Origin of the sequence: Kitasatospora cheerisanensis KCTC 2395 (assembly GCF_000696185.1) — a bacterium.
Classification (GTDB): Bacteria; Actinomycetota; Actinomycetes; order Streptomycetales; family Streptomycetaceae; genus Kitasatospora; species Kitasatospora cheerisanensis.
The window spans coordinates 7,466,877-7,483,736 of sequence record NZ_KK853997.1; the positions used below are offsets into that span (position 1 = coordinate 7,466,877).

Annotated in this window: 19 protein-coding genes; 6 read left to right on the forward strand and 13 right to left on the reverse strand. The window is 73.7% G+C overall.

Annotated features, from left to right (window positions below; all coding sequences use genetic code 11):
* Positions 1-25: 25 nt before the first annotated feature.
* The 3 genes from KCH_RS40465 to KCH_RS38230 form a co-directional block, all read right to left on the reverse strand.
* Positions 26-976: an NUDIX hydrolase gene (locus KCH_RS40465; RefSeq protein ID WP_051653733.1), complete on the reverse strand. Its 951-nt coding sequence runs from the start codon at positions 974-976 to the stop codon at positions 26-28.
* Positions 973-2,454: an NUDIX hydrolase gene (locus KCH_RS45440; protein ID WP_063750225.1), complete on the reverse strand. Its 1,482-nt coding sequence runs from the start codon at positions 2,452-2,454 to the stop codon at positions 973-975. Before KCH_RS45440 ends, KCH_RS40465 begins: the two co-directional genes overlap by 4 nt.
* A gap of 355 nt (positions 2,455-2,809) precedes the next feature.
* Positions 2,810-3,196 carry a hypothetical protein gene (locus KCH_RS38230; protein ID WP_157032300.1) on the reverse strand — a complete coding sequence of 129 codons (387 nt, stop codon included), beginning with the start codon at positions 3,194-3,196 and terminating at the stop codon, positions 2,810-2,812.
* Between the two features lie 340 nt (positions 3,197-3,536).
* Here KCH_RS38230 and KCH_RS33585 point away from each other — a divergent pair, with 340 nt between their 5' ends.
* On the forward strand, positions 3,537-3,764 hold the full coding sequence (locus tag KCH_RS33585) for a hypothetical protein (RefSeq protein WP_035869513.1): 228 nt from the start codon (positions 3,537-3,539) through the stop codon (positions 3,762-3,764).
* A gap of 230 nt (positions 3,765-3,994) precedes the next feature.
* Here the strand turns inward: KCH_RS33585 and KCH_RS33590 are convergent, their stop codons facing one another.
* The 4 genes from KCH_RS33590 to KCH_RS33600 all read right to left on the reverse strand — a co-directional run bounded on the left by KCH_RS33590 (position 3,995) and on the right by KCH_RS33600 (position 5,869).
* Positions 3,995-4,657 carry an NAD(P)-dependent oxidoreductase gene (locus tag KCH_RS33590; RefSeq protein WP_035869514.1) on the reverse strand — a complete coding sequence of 221 codons (663 nt, stop codon included), beginning with the start codon at positions 4,655-4,657 and terminating at the stop codon, positions 3,995-3,997.
* 69 nt (positions 4,658-4,726) lie between these two features.
* On the reverse strand, positions 4,727-4,891 hold the full coding sequence (locus KCH_RS45445; protein WP_244305544.1) for a DoxX family protein: 165 nt from the start codon (positions 4,889-4,891) through the stop codon (positions 4,727-4,729).
* A gap of 56 nt (positions 4,892-4,947) precedes the next feature.
* On the reverse strand, positions 4,948-5,085 hold the full coding sequence (locus KCH_RS43605) for a hypothetical protein (protein ID WP_208866016.1): 138 nt from the start codon (positions 5,083-5,085) through the stop codon (positions 4,948-4,950).
* Positions 5,086-5,119: 34 nt separating this feature from the next.
* Entirely contained in the window at positions 5,120-5,869 is a 750-nt protein-coding gene (locus KCH_RS33600) for a DsbA family oxidoreductase (RefSeq protein ID WP_244305545.1), read from the reverse strand.
* A gap of 66 nt (positions 5,870-5,935) precedes the next feature.
* On the opposite strand from KCH_RS33600, the gene KCH_RS33605 reads away from it, so the two are divergent.
* Positions 5,936-6,379 carry a winged helix-turn-helix transcriptional regulator gene (locus KCH_RS33605; RefSeq protein WP_035869524.1) on the forward strand — a complete coding sequence of 148 codons (444 nt, stop codon included), beginning with the start codon at positions 5,936-5,938 and terminating at the stop codon, positions 6,377-6,379.
* Between the two features lie 815 nt (positions 6,380-7,194).
* Here KCH_RS33605 and KCH_RS33615 read toward each other — a convergent pair.
* A complete protein-coding gene (locus KCH_RS33615; protein ID WP_035869529.1) occupies positions 7,195-7,995 on the reverse strand; it encodes an exodeoxyribonuclease III in 801 nt (266 codons plus the stop codon).
* A 197-nt stretch (positions 7,996-8,192) separates the two neighbouring features.
* Between KCH_RS33615 and KCH_RS33620 the strand changes: the two genes are divergently transcribed.
* Positions 8,193-8,954: a GntR family transcriptional regulator gene (locus KCH_RS33620; protein WP_035874987.1), complete on the forward strand. Its 762-nt coding sequence runs from the start codon at positions 8,193-8,195 to the stop codon at positions 8,952-8,954.
* 242 nt (positions 8,955-9,196) lie between these two features.
* Entirely contained in the window at positions 9,197-9,814 is a 618-nt protein-coding gene (locus tag KCH_RS33625) for a hypothetical protein (RefSeq protein ID WP_035869532.1), read from the forward strand.
* Positions 9,815-9,850: 36 nt separating this feature from the next.
* Here KCH_RS33625 and KCH_RS33630 read toward each other — a convergent pair whose 3' ends face one another.
* Positions 9,851-11,206: an ROK family protein gene (locus KCH_RS33630; RefSeq protein ID WP_425268860.1), complete on the reverse strand. Its 1,356-nt coding sequence runs from the start codon at positions 11,204-11,206 to the stop codon at positions 9,851-9,853.
* 191 nt (positions 11,207-11,397) lie between these two features.
* Complete coding sequence (locus tag KCH_RS33635) at positions 11,398-13,203, reverse strand: alpha/beta fold hydrolase (protein ID WP_035869537.1); 1,806 nt, start codon at positions 13,201-13,203, stop codon at positions 11,398-11,400.
* 165 nt (positions 13,204-13,368) lie between these two features.
* On the opposite strand from KCH_RS33635, the gene KCH_RS33640 reads away from it, so the two are divergent.
* The gene (locus KCH_RS33640; RefSeq protein ID WP_157032301.1) at positions 13,369-14,064 is read left to right on the forward strand and encodes a class I SAM-dependent methyltransferase; all 696 of its coding nucleotides are present in this window, start codon (positions 13,369-13,371) and stop codon (positions 14,062-14,064) included.
* Between the two features lie 7 nt (positions 14,065-14,071).
* Here KCH_RS33640 and KCH_RS33645 read toward each other — a convergent pair whose 3' ends face one another.
* Positions 14,072-14,719, reverse strand: coding sequence for a carbohydrate binding domain-containing protein (locus tag KCH_RS33645; protein WP_051653736.1), 648 nt, complete (start codon positions 14,717-14,719; stop codon positions 14,072-14,074).
* Between the two features lie 144 nt (positions 14,720-14,863).
* On the opposite strand from KCH_RS33645, the gene KCH_RS33650 reads away from it, so the two are divergent.
* Entirely contained in the window at positions 14,864-15,286 is a 423-nt protein-coding gene (locus KCH_RS33650) for a GNAT family N-acetyltransferase (protein WP_035869540.1), read from the forward strand.
* Between the two features lie 22 nt (positions 15,287-15,308).
* On the opposite strand, the gene KCH_RS33655 is transcribed toward KCH_RS33650, so the two are convergent.
* Together KCH_RS33655 and KCH_RS33660 are read right to left on the reverse strand one after the other, a co-directional pair.
* A complete protein-coding gene (locus KCH_RS33655; protein ID WP_035869543.1) occupies positions 15,309-16,094 on the reverse strand; it encodes an SDR family oxidoreductase in 786 nt (261 codons plus the stop codon).
* Between the two features lie 148 nt (positions 16,095-16,242).
* The gene (locus KCH_RS33660) at positions 16,243-16,827 is read right to left on the reverse strand and encodes a TetR/AcrR family transcriptional regulator (RefSeq protein WP_035874995.1); all 585 of its coding nucleotides are present in this window, start codon (positions 16,825-16,827) and stop codon (positions 16,243-16,245) included.
* Between the last annotated feature and the right edge of the window lie 33 nt (positions 16,828-16,860).

Consider the following 16,860-nt stretch of genomic DNA (forward strand, 5'->3'; position numbering starts at 1 on the left):
GGAACTGGGCGGGGCGGGCCGGGTGTCAGCGGACGATGTAGGCGGGCACGCCGGTGCTTGCCGCGTCCAGGACGGCGAGGGTGAGCTGCGCGCGGCGGGGGTCGCTCCGCGCGGCCAGTTCGTCGCGGGACAGGAGGACGACCTCGGTGTGCTCGGCGGCATCGAGGCGGATCGCCGCTACCTGCTCGGGCGTCAGCGTGCCGCCGTGGAAGGCGAAGCCGACCTTGGCCGGCCAGCCGCCCCGCGGCTGCTCGAACACGGTGGCCAGCAGGGGCAGCCGGTCGGGGTCGGGCGGCAGGAGGATGCCGGTCTCCTCGAAGCACTCGCGCACCGCGGTGTGCAGCGGGCTCGGGTCGGTGAACTCGACGTCCCCGCCCGCCCATTGGAGTCCCTTGGCAGGATCGGTGGCACGCAGCAGCACGGCCTTCCCGTCCTCGGTGGTGAAGAAGACGGAGCCCCACATCGGGGCGGCGGGGATCGTGGGCAGGTAGGCGGGCAGCGGCCGGTGCCCCGGCAGGGCAGGCGGCGGCGCGGTGTGTCGGCGGATCAGGTCCGCTTCGTGGGCGGCGATCGACTCCGGCAGGTCGGCAGGGAAGGCCCAGCGGTGGTTGTCGTGCTCGGGCGACAGCCGCACCTCCTCGGGGTGGTCGAGGTGGGCGGCGATGACGAACGCGCGGGTGCGGGCGCCGCGGGAGTTGGGGTAGTCCTCGTGGCCGAGGTGGGCGGTGACGCGGACGCCGGTGAGGCCGGCCTCCTCGCTCAGCTCGCGCAGCCCGGCCGCGACGATGTCCTCACCCGGTTCGATTCCGCCGCCGGGCAGCTCCCACAGTCCGGCCTGCAGGGTTCCGGGGGCGCGGCGCAGCAGCAGGACGCGGCCGCTGGGGTCGGTGAGCAGCACGCTGGTGGAGGTGCGTTCGATGCCGTCCGCCCGGGCCTGGGCCAGCGGGTCGGACAGCGGGTGGGCGTCGGTGGTCACGGGGCGCTCCAGGCGAGGGGGATCGGACCGGCCGGGTCCGGGTCGGTGAAGCCGAGGTCGCGGTAGAGCCGCTCGCCGTCCGGGGAGGCGGTCAGGCGGACCTGCCCGCAGCCGACCTCGGCGAGCCACTGCCGGGCGGCGGCGACCACCCGCCGGGCGTGGCCTCGGCGGCGGTGGGCGGGGTCGGTGGCCACGGAGGCGATGACCCCGCTGAACGGTGCCCGGCCCGGGCGGGGCAGGCAGTGGTCGTACTGGGCGACCGCGCACGACACCAGCACCCCCGCGCCGCCGTCGACGACGAACGCCGCGAACCCGCGCTGTCCGGTGAGGCGTTCGCGGAACCAGGCGGCACAGGTCTTCTCCCAGCCGGGCGGCGTGGCGACGTCCGCGGAGTGCAGCATCACCAGACGCAGCCGCGCCAACTCGTCGGCGTCCGTCGCGACCGCGCGTCGAACCTGGCCGGTGGCGGGCGGGGTGCGGGGTGCGGGTGGCCGGGCGGCGGTCCGGCTTGCGGCGTGCTCCTGGAGGAGTCGGCGGGTGGAGTCGCGCAGGTGGAGGCGGTGCAGGTCCTCGGGGCAAACCCAGTGCACGAGGACGCCCTCGCGCAAGCCTGCGGTGTCGGGGTGGCCGTCCCAGCGGGCGGTGAAGATCTGGATCGGGACGGCCAGGCCGTGGCGGTCGGTCGTCCACTCGACGGTCAGGGGCTCGACCGCGCCGAGGTCGATCCCGGGGACTTCTTCGGCGAGTTCGCGGCGCAGCGTGGCCTCGATGGTGGCGTCGCCCGCCTCTCGGCCGCCGCCGAGCAGGCTCCACTCGCCCGGTGCCCAGATGTGCGGGTGGTTGTCGCGCAGGTGCAGCAGGTACTGGCCGCGGCCGTTGTGGATGACGGCGGAGGCGTTCCCCGGCACAGGGACGCCCGTCAGGTCGGCGCCGAGGAGTTTGGCGCGCAGATCGGGGGAGGAGACCTCGACGAGGGGTCGCCACTCGGCACCGGTGACCTCTTCCTGCTGGAGGCGCACGGGCGGCGGCTCGCCGTCGGCGAGGTAGAAGACGAAGCGGAAGTCGTAGTGCTGGTGCGCGCCTTCGTTCTTGTCCGGGTTCGCGTCGATGGCGTTGACGTCGATGTCCACGGGCGCGTCGAGCAGGTGCGGCGCGAGGCAGAGCGCCCCCGGCGGGATCCCGGCTTCCTCGGCGACCTCGCGGATCGCGGTCGCCAGCAGGGTCTCGTCGGTGGCCTCGCCGTGCCCGCCGGGGCACAGGACCAGTCCGGTGGCCCGGTGGTGGACGTGCAGGACGCGCAGGTCGCGGTCGACGACGACGCCGCTGCAGGTGACGTGCGCGGGCAGCGTGGCGCGGCTCGCCGGGTCCGGTGCGGTGGCCAGCAGGTCCAGCAGCGGCTGGAGGCGGCCCAGTTCGCCGGGGTGGCGTTCGAGGTAGGCGCGGGTGGTGGCGGCGATCTCGGCGGAGGTGGCAGGCAATCAGGGCTCCCTGTCCGGTGTCGCGGGAGGGTCCGGCCGGGCGGGCCGGGGCAGTAAGTCTCGGCGTTTCCGGGTGTGTTGGGTGCTTGGTGGGCGTAGCCGGGGGTCCGATGGTCGGGGATGGGGCGGGTGCCGTTCAAGTGGGTCGCGTCCGGGCGTGCCTGGGTCGAAGGGGGCGTTTTCGAGCATGAGGGCGGCGGTGTCCAGTTGTTTGTGGGCGTGCTGGGGGAGGCTTCCGCTGTCCAGTGCGCAGGCGGCGAGAGCCTGTTCGAGGGCGGTTGCTCGGCCGGGGGCCAGGGCGGTGCGGGCGGTGGGGTGGGCGAGGAGGTCGCGCAGGGCGTAGCCGTCGCCGGATTCACTCGTTCGGCTGACGGTGGCCCTGGCGAGGTGTCGGGCGGCGGGTATGCCCGGGGTCGGTGGTGTCGAGGCGGGTGGTGAACACCGCGAGCCGGTCGCCCGGTTCGAGGGCGGTCCACAGGTCGGCGGCCTGTTCGGCTGCCTGCCGGTCGCCGGGGCGGGAGAGTGCGGTGCCGGCGTCCTCCCAACGGGCGCCTGGTTCGGCGTCGTCGAGCTGGGCGAGGGCGCCGGGCGGGTCGCTCGCAGTGGCGCGGGCGAGGACGGCGGTCTGGCGGCCGTCGAGGATGCGCCGGCCGATGCCGCGGTGCTCATCGATGTGGCGCAGGGCCTCGCTCCAGCGGCCGGTGGTGGTGAGGGCGAGGGTGCCGTCGGCCGCCACAGCCACGCCCGTACGTCGGTGCGCTGCTCGTCGGTCTCGGTCAGGCCGGCCGGGACGGTGATGCCGTCGAGGACGGTCTCGATGGCGCTGGTGACGGCGCGGTAGAGGCCGAGGAGTCGGTGGCCGCGCTGGTGGTGCCCGGCACGCATGTGGAGGCGGGCGAGGTTCACGATCGGCTCGAGTCCGCGGACGGCGCTCATCGCGGGGAGCGGGCTGCGGGGCATCCGCCCCGCCCACCCATGCCGGACGAGACGCTCGTCGAGGCAGCCGTCGAGGCGATCGTCGTCGCGCCGGACGCGGAGTCCGTGCGCGGCCTGGTCGACCACCTCGACCGGGCCGGGGCGCTGTGGACGGGCGTTCGCACGCTGAACACGGCGCGGCGGCGGCCCGGACGGTCTGGGACACCGCCGCGGCCGACACCCGCCGGGCCGCCGCCGCGCAGATGCTCGTCGGCCACTGCCACTGCCACTGCCACTGCCACTGCCACTGCCACTCGATCGGCGGCGACGCCGGCGTCCTGGACCCGAAGGCGACAGTCCGCCTGCTCCGCGAGGTCGTGCCCGTCACCTGGTGACCGCCACCACGCCGAGCGGCTGTGTCGGAGTCGAACGGCAGGTTCCCCGCCGAGCGGCGCAGCCGGGTGTGCGGCGGCGGGCCGTAGGTGAGTGAGTCGAGGGACGGCAGTCAGCGGCGGCAGGCGGAGGTCGGTGATCGGGGGCGTGCGAGGAAGGTCGCGGACGACCTCTGCGCCGAGCCTCCCGGTCGTGGGTTCCCCCGCTGGGGGCTGTCCCTGCGGACGGGCAGTCAGCCGCGGGCGTTCCACACCAGCGGGGCGCGGTGGATCCAGGTCTCCTGGTCGACGGAGTCGAGGAGGAAGCGGGCGAGGTCGGTCCGGTTGATCCAGCGGCCGGGGGCGGTGGTTCCGGGGTCGGCGGCGCGCAGGGGGCCGGTGGCGGGCTTGTCGGTGAGGGCGACGGCGCGGGCGAGGGTCCAGTCGGTGGCGGAGGCGCGCACGAGCTGGTCGACGCCGGTGTGGTCGGTGAAGCCGGCTTTGATGTTCGACAGGTTGATGAACGCCTTCACCAGCGGGTTGAGGCGGGCCCAATCGTCGCCGACGCCCTGTGAAGAGGCCAGGGCGATGCGGCGGATGCCCTGTTCGGCCATCACGGTCAGGGTGTTGCGGGCGGCGTCGGTCATGAACATCGGCGGGCTGACCGGCTTGGCCCAGGGGTTGTCGGACGCGCGGGCGTTGTTCAGCACGCTGATCACCGCCCGGGTGCCGTGGGCGGCCCGGCGGATGTCGTCGATGTTCGCGGGCGTGCCCTGGATCAGTTCGACGCCGGCCGGGGCGTGGACGGCGGAGGGGTCGCGGACGAGGGCGCGGACGCGGTGGCCGCGTTCGGCGGCCTGGGCCAGGACGTGGGTGCCCGTGCGGCCGCTGCCGCCGAGGACGAGCAGGTCGGTCATGGGGAGTCATCGCCTTTCGTGGGCGGAGCGCCGGGCGGCGGGAGCCGGCCGGGGACGGATGCGGAGGAATCAGAGGCGTGCGGGCCGAAGCGGCCACAGGCCCACCACGGCGGCCAGGGCCAGCAGCACGCTGGTGATGCCGATCGCGCTGTACTCCCGGCGGCGGAGGTGGAAGCCGGGGGCCGGCGCCATCGCCACCGCGAGGCCGGTGGCGGCGAGCGGCGTGAGGAGCACTGCGATGCCGGTGGCGGCGGGGAGTCCGAGGGCAGCGGCCTATTCGACCGCGCCGATCAGCCGAACCGGGCCGCGGGCGAGGTCCTCGGCGCAGGGCAGATGCCGGCGAGCTCGTCGGCCGGCTGGGTCGTCTCCCTGACGCCGGTCATCGCGAACACCGCGGCCAGCAGCCCCTGCACGACCAGGACGTTCACCGGACTCGTCGCCCTGTGAATGGGATAGGGGAAATCAGCCGTGAACGGGGACGGCGCAGCCGTCCGGGCCGCAGACCCGGGCGTCGCCACCGGCGGGGCCGACCGGGTGGGTGTCGTCCCAAGCGGTGCGGAGCAGGTCGAGCAGGGTGTCACTGTCCTGCGCGCCGGCGACGCCGAAGCGGCCGTCGACGACGATGAACGGGGCACCCGTCGCGCCGAGGCGCTGAGCGCGGGTCGCGTCGTCGCGGACCTGTTCGCGGTACTGGTGCTGGGCGAGGGCCTGCCGGGTCTGTTCGCGGTCCAGGCCCAGGGTGTCGGCCAGCGCCAGCAGGTCGTCCAGGGAGAAGACGGGCTCGGCCCTGCCGAAGTAGGTGTCGAAGATCGCGTCCCACGCTTCGTGGTTCTTGCCCTGGGCGGAGGCGTGGGCGAGGAACTCGTGGGCCAGGTCGGTGTTGCCGACCCGGTTGTCCAGCACCCGGTAGGGGCTCAGGCCCTCGGCCGCGGCCAGGGCCTCGATCCGCCGCGTCGACGCCTCGGCCTGGGCGCCGCCGACACCGTGCCGCCGCAGCAGCGCCTCGCGGACGGAGAAGGTCCGGCCCTCGGGGAAGCTGCTGCTGAGCGGGAACGAGTGGTGGACCACCTCCACGTCGCCGGCGTGCTCGAACCGCTTCACGGCCTGCTCCAAGCGGTGATGCCCCAGCCCGCACCAGGGGCACGTCACCTCGGACCAGATGTCCACCTTCACCGCGCACCTCCAATTCCTACGACTTGTTCGTAACGCCATGGTGGACCAGTATGAAAGGCGGTACAAAAGGCACATCCGTGTGCGTGCCGGAGAGGAATGTGCGGCATGGAACAGACCCGCGAAGCGAAGGCGACCGGCGGAGCGGAGGTAGTCGCGGCGGCGATCGGGCCGTGCGCGGCGATCCCCGCCGATCGCATGGCCTTCATCCGCGAGGTTCTGGACCGCGTCGGCGACAAGTGGAGCCTGCTGCTGATCGCCGTCCTGGAGCCGGGCCCGCTGCGCTACACCGGCCTGCAGCGCCAAGTCCCCGGGATCTCCCAGCGCATGCTCACCCTCACCCTGCGCCAGCTCCAGCAGGACGGCCTGGTCTCCCGTACCGCCTACGCCGAAGTGCCCCCGCGCGTCGAGTACACCCTGACCCCGCTCGGCCGTGGGCTCCACGAGATCGCCACGTCCCTGGTCGGCTGGGCCGCCGCCCACCACGACGAGATCCGCGAGAACCGGGCCCGCGCGATGTCGGCACAGCCGAGTGCGGGTGCACGCGGCTGAGCTACGTGGCGTTCCAGTGTTGTCCGCGAATCCCGCAGCCTCGTCAGCCGCCTGAATCGGTATCAGGGCGGACACATCGCCTGGCCGATCGGCAGCGGCGGAGCTCGTGCGCAGCCGGACCACCGAGCCGATCCGGACCTCCGGCCCGCCCGTGCCGAGGTGTCCGACTCTCCGGCCATCCCGGGTCCAGCCCGGGACCAGCCGGACCGTCGTCGGGTCGACCCGCAGGAAGACGACCAGTGGCCCTCGCCCAGGTCGAGCAGGCGGGAGTCGAGCTCCTCGTACAGTCCGCGGATCTCGCCGCTGGCCTGCGCAAGCACGTCGGCGACCGTCCGACCGTTGGCCGAGACCAGCCGGGCAAGTTCCGTCCGCAGAGCTGGGAGGGGCCGCACCCGTCGGCGACCGACGCCGCCAACTCCAGCGTCACCAGGTCGTCCCCGTATCGCCGGTAAAGCATCGTGTCGATCCGCTGGTGGGAGATCCCGGCCTCGGTCGTGCGGGCGATGAACGCCCCGCGCCCTTCGCCCGCCTTGTCGACCGGCGGCGTCGCTGCCTCTTCGCCGCCGTCGCGGTTCAGTCACGCAGGGGCGGTAATGCGGGCCAGGTCGAGAGACTGTCGGTGAGAGCGGCCGCCGCTCCTCGACCTGTGGCTGCTGTGCCGCCGGATGCTACGCCCCTCCGCTGTTCGCCGGTAGATCCACCAGATGCGCCCAAGTCCTATGCAGCTCAACCGCCGCCAGCCCCGGGCGGCGGGCGTCGATCGTACGGCGCTCGCAGCCCGGCAGCCGAAATGTAGGGAATCGAGGGTATCAGGGTCAGTGCGTGTCGAAGACCGCCGTCACAGGCGCGTGATCCGACCAGCGTTCCGCGTGGGTGGCGGCGCGTTCGACGTGGGCGGAGACGCAGCGGGCGGCGAGGGCGGGGGTGGCCATGTGGTAGTCGATGCGCCAGCCGGAGTCGTTGTCGAAGGCGCGGCCGCGGTAGGACCACCAGGAGTAGGGGCCGTCCTGGTCGGGGTGGTGGGCGCGGAGGACGTCGACGTAGCCGTGCTCGTCGAGGACGCGGGTGAGCCAGGCGCGTTCCTCGGGGAGGAAGCCGGCCTTCTTCTGGTTGGCCTTCCAGTTGCGCAGGTCGGCCTCGCGGTGGGCGATGTTCCAGTCGCCGCAGACCAGGACCTCCCGGCCCTCGGCGGCGGCACGCTCGCGCAGTTTGCCGAGGTGGACCAGGAACTCGGCCATGAAGCGTTCCTTCTCGTCCTGCCGCGGGGTGCCGACCTCGCCGGAGGGCAGGTAGAGGGAGGCGACGGTCAGGCCGGGCAGGTCGAGTTCCGCGTAGCGCCCGGTGGTGTCGAACTCGGCCGAGCCGAAGCCGATCCGGGTGGCGTCCGGCGTGCGGCGGGACAGCACGGCGACGCCGGCCCGGCCCTTCGCCACGGACGGCGCCCAGACGGCGTGCCAGCCGTCCAGACGTGCGATGACCTCGCCGAACTGCTCGGCCTCGGCGCGCACCTCCTGGAGGCAGACCACCTCGGACTTGGTGTCGTCCATCCACTCCAGGAAGCCCTTCTTCGCGGCTGCCCGGATCCCGTTGACGTTGACCGTGGAAATGCTTTGCACCCAGCGAGGGTACCGGTTCACGGCCCGGGGCCGTGGCAGGGAACCCCGCCCATTGGTCTTGACCATGTCCCCGGGCACCCCCTACTGTCACTTACTGCAAAGACCTTTAATAAAGAAGGACGGATAAAGCTCGCCCTCCCCACCTGCCGAAACCGGGGAGCGACGGCGGGCCGTCGGCCTTCAGGGTGGAGGACACGGTGGGGCAAGGAACGCTCACGGCGGTAGCGGAGCCGAAGTACTGGCACCTGCGCACGGTGCTGCTGCGGACCATGGACGCCGAGTTCTCCACCGGCCAGGTGCTGCCCAACGAGCGTGAGCTGTCGGCGCGCTTCGGCGTGGCCCGCGCCACCCTGCGGCAGGCCCTCGACCAGTTGGAGCTGGAGGGCCGGCTGGTCCGCCGCCGCGGCATCGGCACCCTGGTCGCCGCCCCGCGCGTCGGCGTCCCGGTCAACGACCGCGAGTCCGGCCGGGCCGGCGCCGCGCGCGGCTCGGAGTGGAAGGTCGTGGACTGCACCACCGCCGCCGCCTCCGCCGCGCTGTCCCGCACGCTCGGCATCGCCGAGGGCGAGCAGGTGCACACGGTGCGCCGGCTGCGCATCACCCAGGGCGTGACGGTCGCCACCGAGTCGCTGCACGTCCCGGCCGCCGCGCTGCCGCACCTGGCCGTGGTGGTGGACGAGAGCGACCGCGCCCGAGGCGTGCTGCGCCAGCTGGACCGGCTGAGCATCGACGGCGAGTCCCGCTCGGTGGAGCTGGGCGTGGCCGAGACCGGCGAGGCCGCGCTGCTGGAGCGCCCCCCGGGCACCCCGGTGCTGGTGGTCACCACTCAGTACGCAACGGCGGGCCGGCTGGCGGCGGTCGCGGTGTCGACCTACCGCGCCGACACCTGCAAGCTCACCTTCGGCGAGTCCGGCGCCGTCCAGGTCGCCACCGCCGTCCCCGCCACCGCCGTTTCCTGACGGGCCGTCGGGCAGCCGCTGACGCCCCGTCGGGTATTCGCTGACGCTCCGGCGGACAGTCACTGACGGCACGTCAGGCGTGAGCCGCCGCGCCCGCCCCCCCGCGTCCTGACGGGCCGTCGGACAGCGGCGGCAGGCCCTGTCGGCGCCGCCCGTTACGCTCCCGCTCGCCGGCCCGGAGACGGTCGGGCGGCAGAGCGAACAGGGGTGGCGCGACGATGAGTTCGACCGATCCGAGGGACGTGAGCCGGGGGCTCGTCGAGCGGGCGATCGCGGCGGTGGCCGCGGACCCGTCCCGGCAGGTGCTCTCCTACAACCGGTTCGCCGGCCCGTGGGTGGAGGGCGAGTTGCGTCCGCGCGGTGTCGACACATTCCCGGGCGGGCACCCGCTGCCGGAGAGCCTGCGCACCTGGCTGGCGTACGACGGCGGGATGTTGGCCCGGCACGGCTGGTTCGACCGGGCCGGCGGGCTCGCTCCGCGCACGCTCGGGGAGATCGCCGTCGAGGAGTTCGGCGAGCCGTGGGGGTCGTGCTTCGAGCCGTTCTCGGACCGTTTCGGCGGCTGCTTCCTGCTGCCCGGCGGCTCCGACTCGCGCCGGGTCCTCTCGCTCGGCCCGAACGGCGAGCGCGACGAGCTGGGGGAGTACCCGGTGTTCGCGCTCGACGTGGACGACCTGCCGTACGCGGTGCTGATGTACCCGGGCTTCGACGCGTACCTCGCCGACACCGCGGGCGTCCTCGACCCGGCCGAGGGCGAGGGCTACGACGCATTGAAGAACGACCGCCGTTTCGCGCACCGCATGCGCACCCACGCCCGCGACCGGCTCGCCGGCGACTACGACCTGCTCTGCCTCCCGTGACGCAGGCCGTCCGACCGCCGGCCCCCTGACGGTGCGTCAGCGGCCGGCCGTCGGCGGGTCGACCGCGAAGAGCTGCTCCTCGACGTGGTCGAGGGCGACCCGCAGGGCGCCCATGGCGACGACCTCGGTGCCGAGGGCGGCGAGTGCCACCTCGGGCGCGCGCAGCGTGTAGCGGGCGAGCTGGTCGCGCAGGGGTTCGAGGACGCCGTCCAGGCCGGCCGCCCAGCCGCCGACCACGACGAGTTCGGGGTCGAGGGCGAGGACCAGCGCCGTGACGTCGTGGACCAGGCGGCCGAGGAAGCGGTCCATGGCGATCTGCGCGACCTGGTCGCCCTCGCGGGCGAGTCGCAGGACGCGGGCCACGGCGGCCTCGTCCAGCGGGTCGAGCGGCTGGCCGGTGGTGGAGAGCAGACGTTCGGGGGTGGCCTGACGGCCGAGCAGGTGGAGGGCGCCGATCTCGCCGGCCGCGCCGCCGAAGCCGCGGTGCAGGCGGCCGCCGATGAGGGAGCCGGCGCCGGGGCTGAGGCCGGCCATCACGAACACCACGTCGCCCTTGCCGACGGCGGCGCCCTTCCAGTGTTCGGCGATGGCGGCCAGGTTGGCGTCGTTCTCGATGACGACGGGGCAGCGGAAGGAGCGGCGCAGCCGGGCGCCGAGGTCGAGTCCGGTCCAGCCGGGCATCGCGGTGCCGAGTTTGACGACGCCTTCGCGGTCGACGATGCCGGGGGTGCCGACGGCGACCTCCCACAGGCTGTCGCGGGAGACGCCGGCCTTGCGGAGGACCTCGGCGACGGTGGTGCGGACCTGGGTGAGGCGTTCCTCGGCCTCCGTGGTCTCGTCGACGGGCTTGGCGTAGCTGGTGATCACCTCGCCGGCCAGGTCGGCGAGGACCACGCGCAGGTCGTGGACGCCGATCTCGATGCCGAGGACGTGTCCGGCCTCGGCGCGGAAGCGGAACCAGCGGGCCGGGCGGCCGCGTTGACGGCCCGACTCCTGGACGTGTTCCACCTCGGCGACCAGTCCGGATTCCAGCAGGCCTTCGATGACGCCTTCGACGGTGGGTCTGGACAGGCCGGTGTCGCCGACCAGTTGGGTGAGCGTGACCGCCTGTCCGTCGCGCAACGACCGCAGGGTGACCGCCGCATTGATCCGCCGCAGCAGTGAGGAGTCCCCTCCGGTGAGCCGATCCGTCAAGTCGCTGCCCTTCCGCTTCGCGCGACTGCCCTGGCGCGCGGTGCCGTGAACGCGGTCGCGGCACACCGGCGTGTGGTACCGGGCGCGCCCCGTGCGAGCCGCCACCCGCGGCCGGGCACGAGCGTGTGCCGCGAACCGGGGCGTCTGCCCGGATCGTACTCGGGCGCTTCCCGGGGAGCGAGCGTTTCCGCAGCTCATAACGGCTTCGGTATCGAAACGGTACGTGGTCTGTGACCGCCGGGTGATCGCACGGCCCGGCGGGTGCGGCGGCCCGGGGCCGCGGGCGCGGCGGGGCGGACCCGGCGCCTGCCGGATCCGCCCGGACCGTCCGAAGGGTCGTTCGGCCGGCGCCTCCCGCTCGGACGAACGGTCGTTCGGTGCAGGGGTGTTCAGCCGAGGGGCAGCTCCAGCAGGGCTTCCTCGCCGACCGGGGAGCCGAGCACGGTGGTGCTGTTCTCCTTGCCGGTGAACGCGTAGAGCCGGTCGCGGCTGTTGACGACCAGGGCGAGGCGGTGGCCGTCGGGCAGGTCGTAGGCGGCGGGCTGGAGCGTCCAGTTGACGGTCCGTTCCGTGCCGGGGGTGAGGCCGGTGACGGTGCAGGGCTCGTGGGTGATGATCTGGGCGCTGTCGTCCGGGGCGACGTCGAGCAGGTAGGCGACCAGGGTCACGGCGTCGGCCTCGTCGGTGCGGGCCGTGAGCCGGAGCGTGGCGGAGCCGCGGATCCTGCGGCCGCCGGTCAGGCCCTCGGTGAACCAGAGCAGCAGCCTGGTCTCCTGGAAGTCGCCGGTGTCGTAGTTCTTGGGGTTGCCGAACCACTCCTTCTGACCGGTCGTCATGATGTCGTCCATCGCCGTGGCGTTGGTCTCGTGCCCGGCGGTGAACTCCCGGGCCCAGCCGGTGGACGGCTTGTCGGACAGGGTGCCGTCGCCGTCGTCGCCGGTGCCGCTGAGGTACCAGGCCTCGGTGCGGACGGTGGCCTCGGCCCAGGAGGCGAGCGGTTCGCGCCGCGCCGGGACGGTGATCCGCCGGCTGCCGCCGATGACCGGGGCGGTCTCGTAGCCGAACATCACCTGGCTGTTGACGGTGGGCCAGTCCGGCACGCCGTTGGCCGCTTCGAGCAGGTGGTGGTCGAGCCAGTCGTAGGCCTCCTTCATCGGCTTGAGCAGGCCGGGGAAGGCGGCGCCGCCGACCACGCCGGTGATGCCCGCGCCCTCGGGGGCGCCGTGGTCGCCGATCCACAGGTTCAGGTACTTCGGCACGGTGAGCTTCTCGAAGGCGTCGATCGCCTCGCCGGGCGGGAACAGGCTCTCGTGCCAGGTGCTGGAGAACATGGTCGGGATGCCGCGGGTGTTGGTGAGCTCGACGTACGTCTCCGGGGAGCGCACGGTGCCCCAGTCCACCACCGACTGCAGGTTCCGGCCCTGGCGGAAGTCGTCGAGGATCGCGCGGGTCTTCTCGTCGAACTTCTTGTCCTCGTCGTCGCCGGTGAAGTCGATCAGCGCCTGCACGGCCCGGGTGTGGCGGGTGTCGTGGTGGAGGAGGCTGGTGGCGAGGTTGCCCCAGGTGCTGAGGGCGACGACGGCGTCGACCCGGTCCTCCGGGTCGTGCGCGGCGACGAGCTGGCTGATGCCGGAGCCGTAGGACAGGCCCATCATGCCGATCCGGCCGGGGGCGAAGTGCTCCTGCGCGAAGGTGATCACCTTCGAGCCGTCGGACCAGTCCTCGGGACCGGCGATGTCGATGAACCCGTCGGAGGTGTACGGCAGTTCCGGGTCGCCGAGCCCGCGCGGGGTGTAGGCCAGCACGTGGTAGCCGCGGGCGGCCAGCGTGAGGTAGCCGGCCATGAACGGCAGCCAGCCGTAGGCGTTCCAGCCCGCCGGCATGATGACGACCGGACGGGGCTCCGGACCCTGCTGCTTGATCGCGAACGCGGAGAGGCCGATCTCCTCCGTCACGGCGATGCGCGGGAAGGTGACCCCGGCCTGGCGCAGCACGCGGGCCACCAGCTCGCGCAGCTCCTCCGGCAGCGTGCCCGCGGGTGCGACCCCTTGGACGGCTGCGAGCAGGGCGCGCGCGACGGCGAGCACCGACGGGTTGAGGTCGAAGCCCCCGCCGCGCCACATGCCGTTGGCCGCGATGTCGGCGAGCGTGGCGTCGGTGATCGACGCGATCGGCTCTCCATCTGCTGTGGTCATACGAACTGCCCTTTCCTCGCACGCGCAGGGCACCCGGGAGGGCGCCGTCGAGCCGGATCATGAACCGGAACGGAACGGACGAAACGGAATGCCGCGAAGGCTTACCCGAAAGGGTTGCCGGCGGCGTGACGGTGGACGCGCGCCGGTGACCTAGGCTGTGCGTCCATGGGGAACGACACCGCCACGCTGCGGAGTACTGCCGGCCGTCAGATCTCGGCGGCGGACGAGGAGTTCGTGCGCGCCCACACCCGGCCGGGCCCGGTGCCGTTCGTGCCCGAGGTGCGGTTGCACATGGCGCAGGACGCGATCGAGCTGTGGGAGGTCACCGAGCGGGCCCGCGGCGAGATCGGACTGCCCCCGCCGTTCTGGGCGTTCCCGTGGGCGGGCGGCGTGGCGGTCGCCCGGCACGTGCTGGACCGGCCCGAACTCGTCGCCGGCCGCAGCGTGTTGGACCTGGCGGCGGGCTCCGGCCTGGTCGGCGTGGCGGCGGCGCTGAGCGGCGCGTCCGCGGTGCGGGCGGCGGAGATCGACGCGTACGCGGTGGCCGCGATCGCGGTGAACGCCGCCGCCAACGGCGTTGCGGTGGCGGCGGAGTTGGCGGACGTGCTGGACGGCGACGGCGACGGCTGCCAGGTGGTGCTGGCGGGCGACGTGTTCTACGAGCGGGCGATGGCGGCGCGGTTCCTGCCGTTCCTGGAGCGGGCCGCGGCCCGGGGCGCCACCGTGGTGGTGGGCGACCCCGGCCGGGCCTACCTGCCGCGCGAGCGCTTCACCGCGCTGGCCGAGTACGCCGTCCCGGTCGCCGCCGACCTGGAGGACGCCGCGGTGAAGACCACCACGGTCTGGGCGCTGCGCGGCTGACCCGGGGTCAGCTGCCGGAGACCGCCGGGATCGGCGTCAGGTAGCAGGGGCTGACGGACGGCGACGGGCTGTTGCCGACGACGGGCGGCGTCGGGGCGCAGGAGTTGCGCGGCTGCCCCGGGCCCCACAGCTCGAACGAGCTGATCCGGTACGGGCCCTGCTGGTACCAGCCGTGGAAGTACACCTTCAGCGCGCGGGTGTCGTGGCCGGTGGTGACCGTCCCGGACAGCAGGTTCCAGTCCGCCTGGTTCGACCAGAGCGCGACGTCCGTGGTGCCGGAGCCGGTGACGCCCGCGAACACGTACGGGCCGCTGACCCGGGCGCTGAGCCGGTAGGTGGAGTTGGGCTCGACGTTGACGGTCTGGGTGCAGCCCGCGGTGCTGGTGTCGGTGGGGTGGCCCGCGAGCTGTCCGAAGGCGTCGGAGGGCGGGAGGACCTGGCCCGGGTCGCAGTACCAGCCCATCATCCGGTTGCCCTGGTCGAAGTGGCCGTTGACGACCACGTCGACGGTCGGCAGGGCCGCCGTGGCCGGGGCGGCCAGGCCGATGCCCGCCGCGGCCAGGGCGAGCGCGCCGGCCGCGACGCCGAGCGGCAGGCCGTCGCGGTGCCGGGCGCGCTGCCGGGGGCGGCGGGTGGTTCGGGTGGGTGCACGCATGCCATCTCCGATGGTGGGGGAGTTCGGGACGGGAAGCGGTGCGAGGGAGTGGCCCACACCCTGGTGGGGCCGGGGCGCCGCCGTCAAGGGCGGGGCCGTAAACCGCTGGTGGCCCGGGCATCGGCGCTGGTAGGAAGGGGGGCCATGAGCGAGTACGAACTGCGGGCCGCGGTGCCCGCCGACATCGGTGCGGTGCTGGAGTTCTGGGCGGAGGCCGCCGAGGGCACCAGCATCAGCGACGACCGGGCGGGCGTGGCGCGGCTGTTGGAGCGCGACCCGCGGGCGCTGATCCTGGCCGTGCACGAGGGCGCGGTGCTGGGCACGGTGATAGCGGGCTGGGACGGCTGGCGCTGCCACCTGTACCGGCTGGCCGTCCACCCGTCGGCCCGCCGCCGGGGCATCGGCGGCGCGCTGCTGGCCGCCGCGCACGCCCGCTTCGAGGAGCTGGGCGGCAGGCGGGCCGACGCGATGGTGCTGGAGCACAACGAGCTCGGCCAGTCCGCCTGGCGGGCGGCCGGGTACGGGCGCGAGGAGCAGTGGCGCCGCTGGACCCGGCCGCTCGCCTGACGGCGCGTCAACTCAGCGCGTGTCAGGCGGCCTTGAGGGTGCCGCCGTCCATCACGAGGTCAGCGCCGTGGAGGTTGCCGGCCCGGTCGGACAGGGCGAAGAGCACCAGGTCGGCGATCTCCTCGGGGGTGGAGAGCCGGCCGGAGGCGGTGCCGGCCATGGTGGGGAGGCCGGCGAGCAGGTCGTCCAGGGAGACGCCGGACGCCTCGGCGATCCGGCTGCCGTAGCCGTCGGCGGCGGTCCACTGGTCGGTGGAGGTCGGGCCGGGGGAGACGGTGTTGACCCGCACGCCGCGCGGCGCCAGCTCCTCGCTGAGGCGCTTGCCGAACTGGGTGAGCGCCGCCTTCGCCTCCGCGTAGCCGACCGGGGAGCCGCTGGGGATGCGGGAGTTGATCGAGGAGACGTTGACGATCGCGCCCCGCCGCTCCAGCAGGCCCGGCAGCGCGGCCCGGGTGACGCGCACCGCCGACATCACGTTCAGCTCCCACAGCGACTGCCACTGCTCGTCGTCGACGTCCAGCACGCTGCCCAGGGTGAACATCGACGGGTCGCCCGCGCCCACGTTGTTGACCAGCAGGTCGATGCCGCCGAGCAGGTCGAGCGCCTGCCGGACGGCGTCCTCCGCACCCTGACGGGTACTCAGGTCCGCGGTCGCGACGGCGGCGACGGCGGACAGCTCCGGGGTGGCGGTGCGGGTCGCGCCCACCACCTTCACGCCCTCGGCGGCCAGTGCGCGGGCGACGGCGAGGCCGATGCCGCGCCCCGCGCCGGTGACCAGGGCGGTGCGGCCGTTGAGTCCGAGATCCATGGCTCCCCATCTCCGGTCCGCCCGTGGGGCGGCCGAGTTTTCTTGAATTCGAGGTCAAATATCAAGGTGTGCGGGACCGCACGGCCACCACGGCCGTGCGTCGGTGTGCGGGTGGTGCGGGTGGTGCAGTCGGTGGCCGGGGCGGTCGTCAGGCTCCGAAGACGGCGTCGACGGTGGTGTCGACGACTTCGAGGACGGCCTCGCGGTCGTAGGCGCGGGCCATCACCCGCAGTCCGGCGAGCGCCGTCATCAGGAACCTGGCCTGCGCCGCCGCGTCCACCGAGGCCGGGACGTCGCCCTCCAGCTTGCCCCGCTCGATGCGCGCGGCCAGCAGGCCGGCGCTGAGCTCGGTCTGCCGGCGCACCGAGGCCGTGGCCTCCGCGTCCCGTCCGCCCAGTTCCAGGGCGGTGTTGACGGCGAAGCAGCCGCGCCGCACCGGGGCGGCGAAGTCCGCGTCCACCAGCATCACCAGGTAGGCGCGGATCCGCTCCTTCGCGGTGCCCGGCCCGGCGAGGAACTCCTCGCTGAGCTCGGCGGCCGCGCGCTGGTACGCGTCCAGCGCCCGGCCGAACAACTCCCGCTTGGAGCCGAACGCGTGGTACAGGCTGCCCTTGCCGATGCCGGCCGCCCCGGCCAGGTCGGCCGGCGAGGACCCGGCGTAGCCGTTCGTCCAGAACACCTGCACCGCCTGTGCGATCGCGGTGTCCTCGTCGAACTGCTTCGGTCGTCCCATGACCTGACGGTACGACATATTCGACCTCGGGGT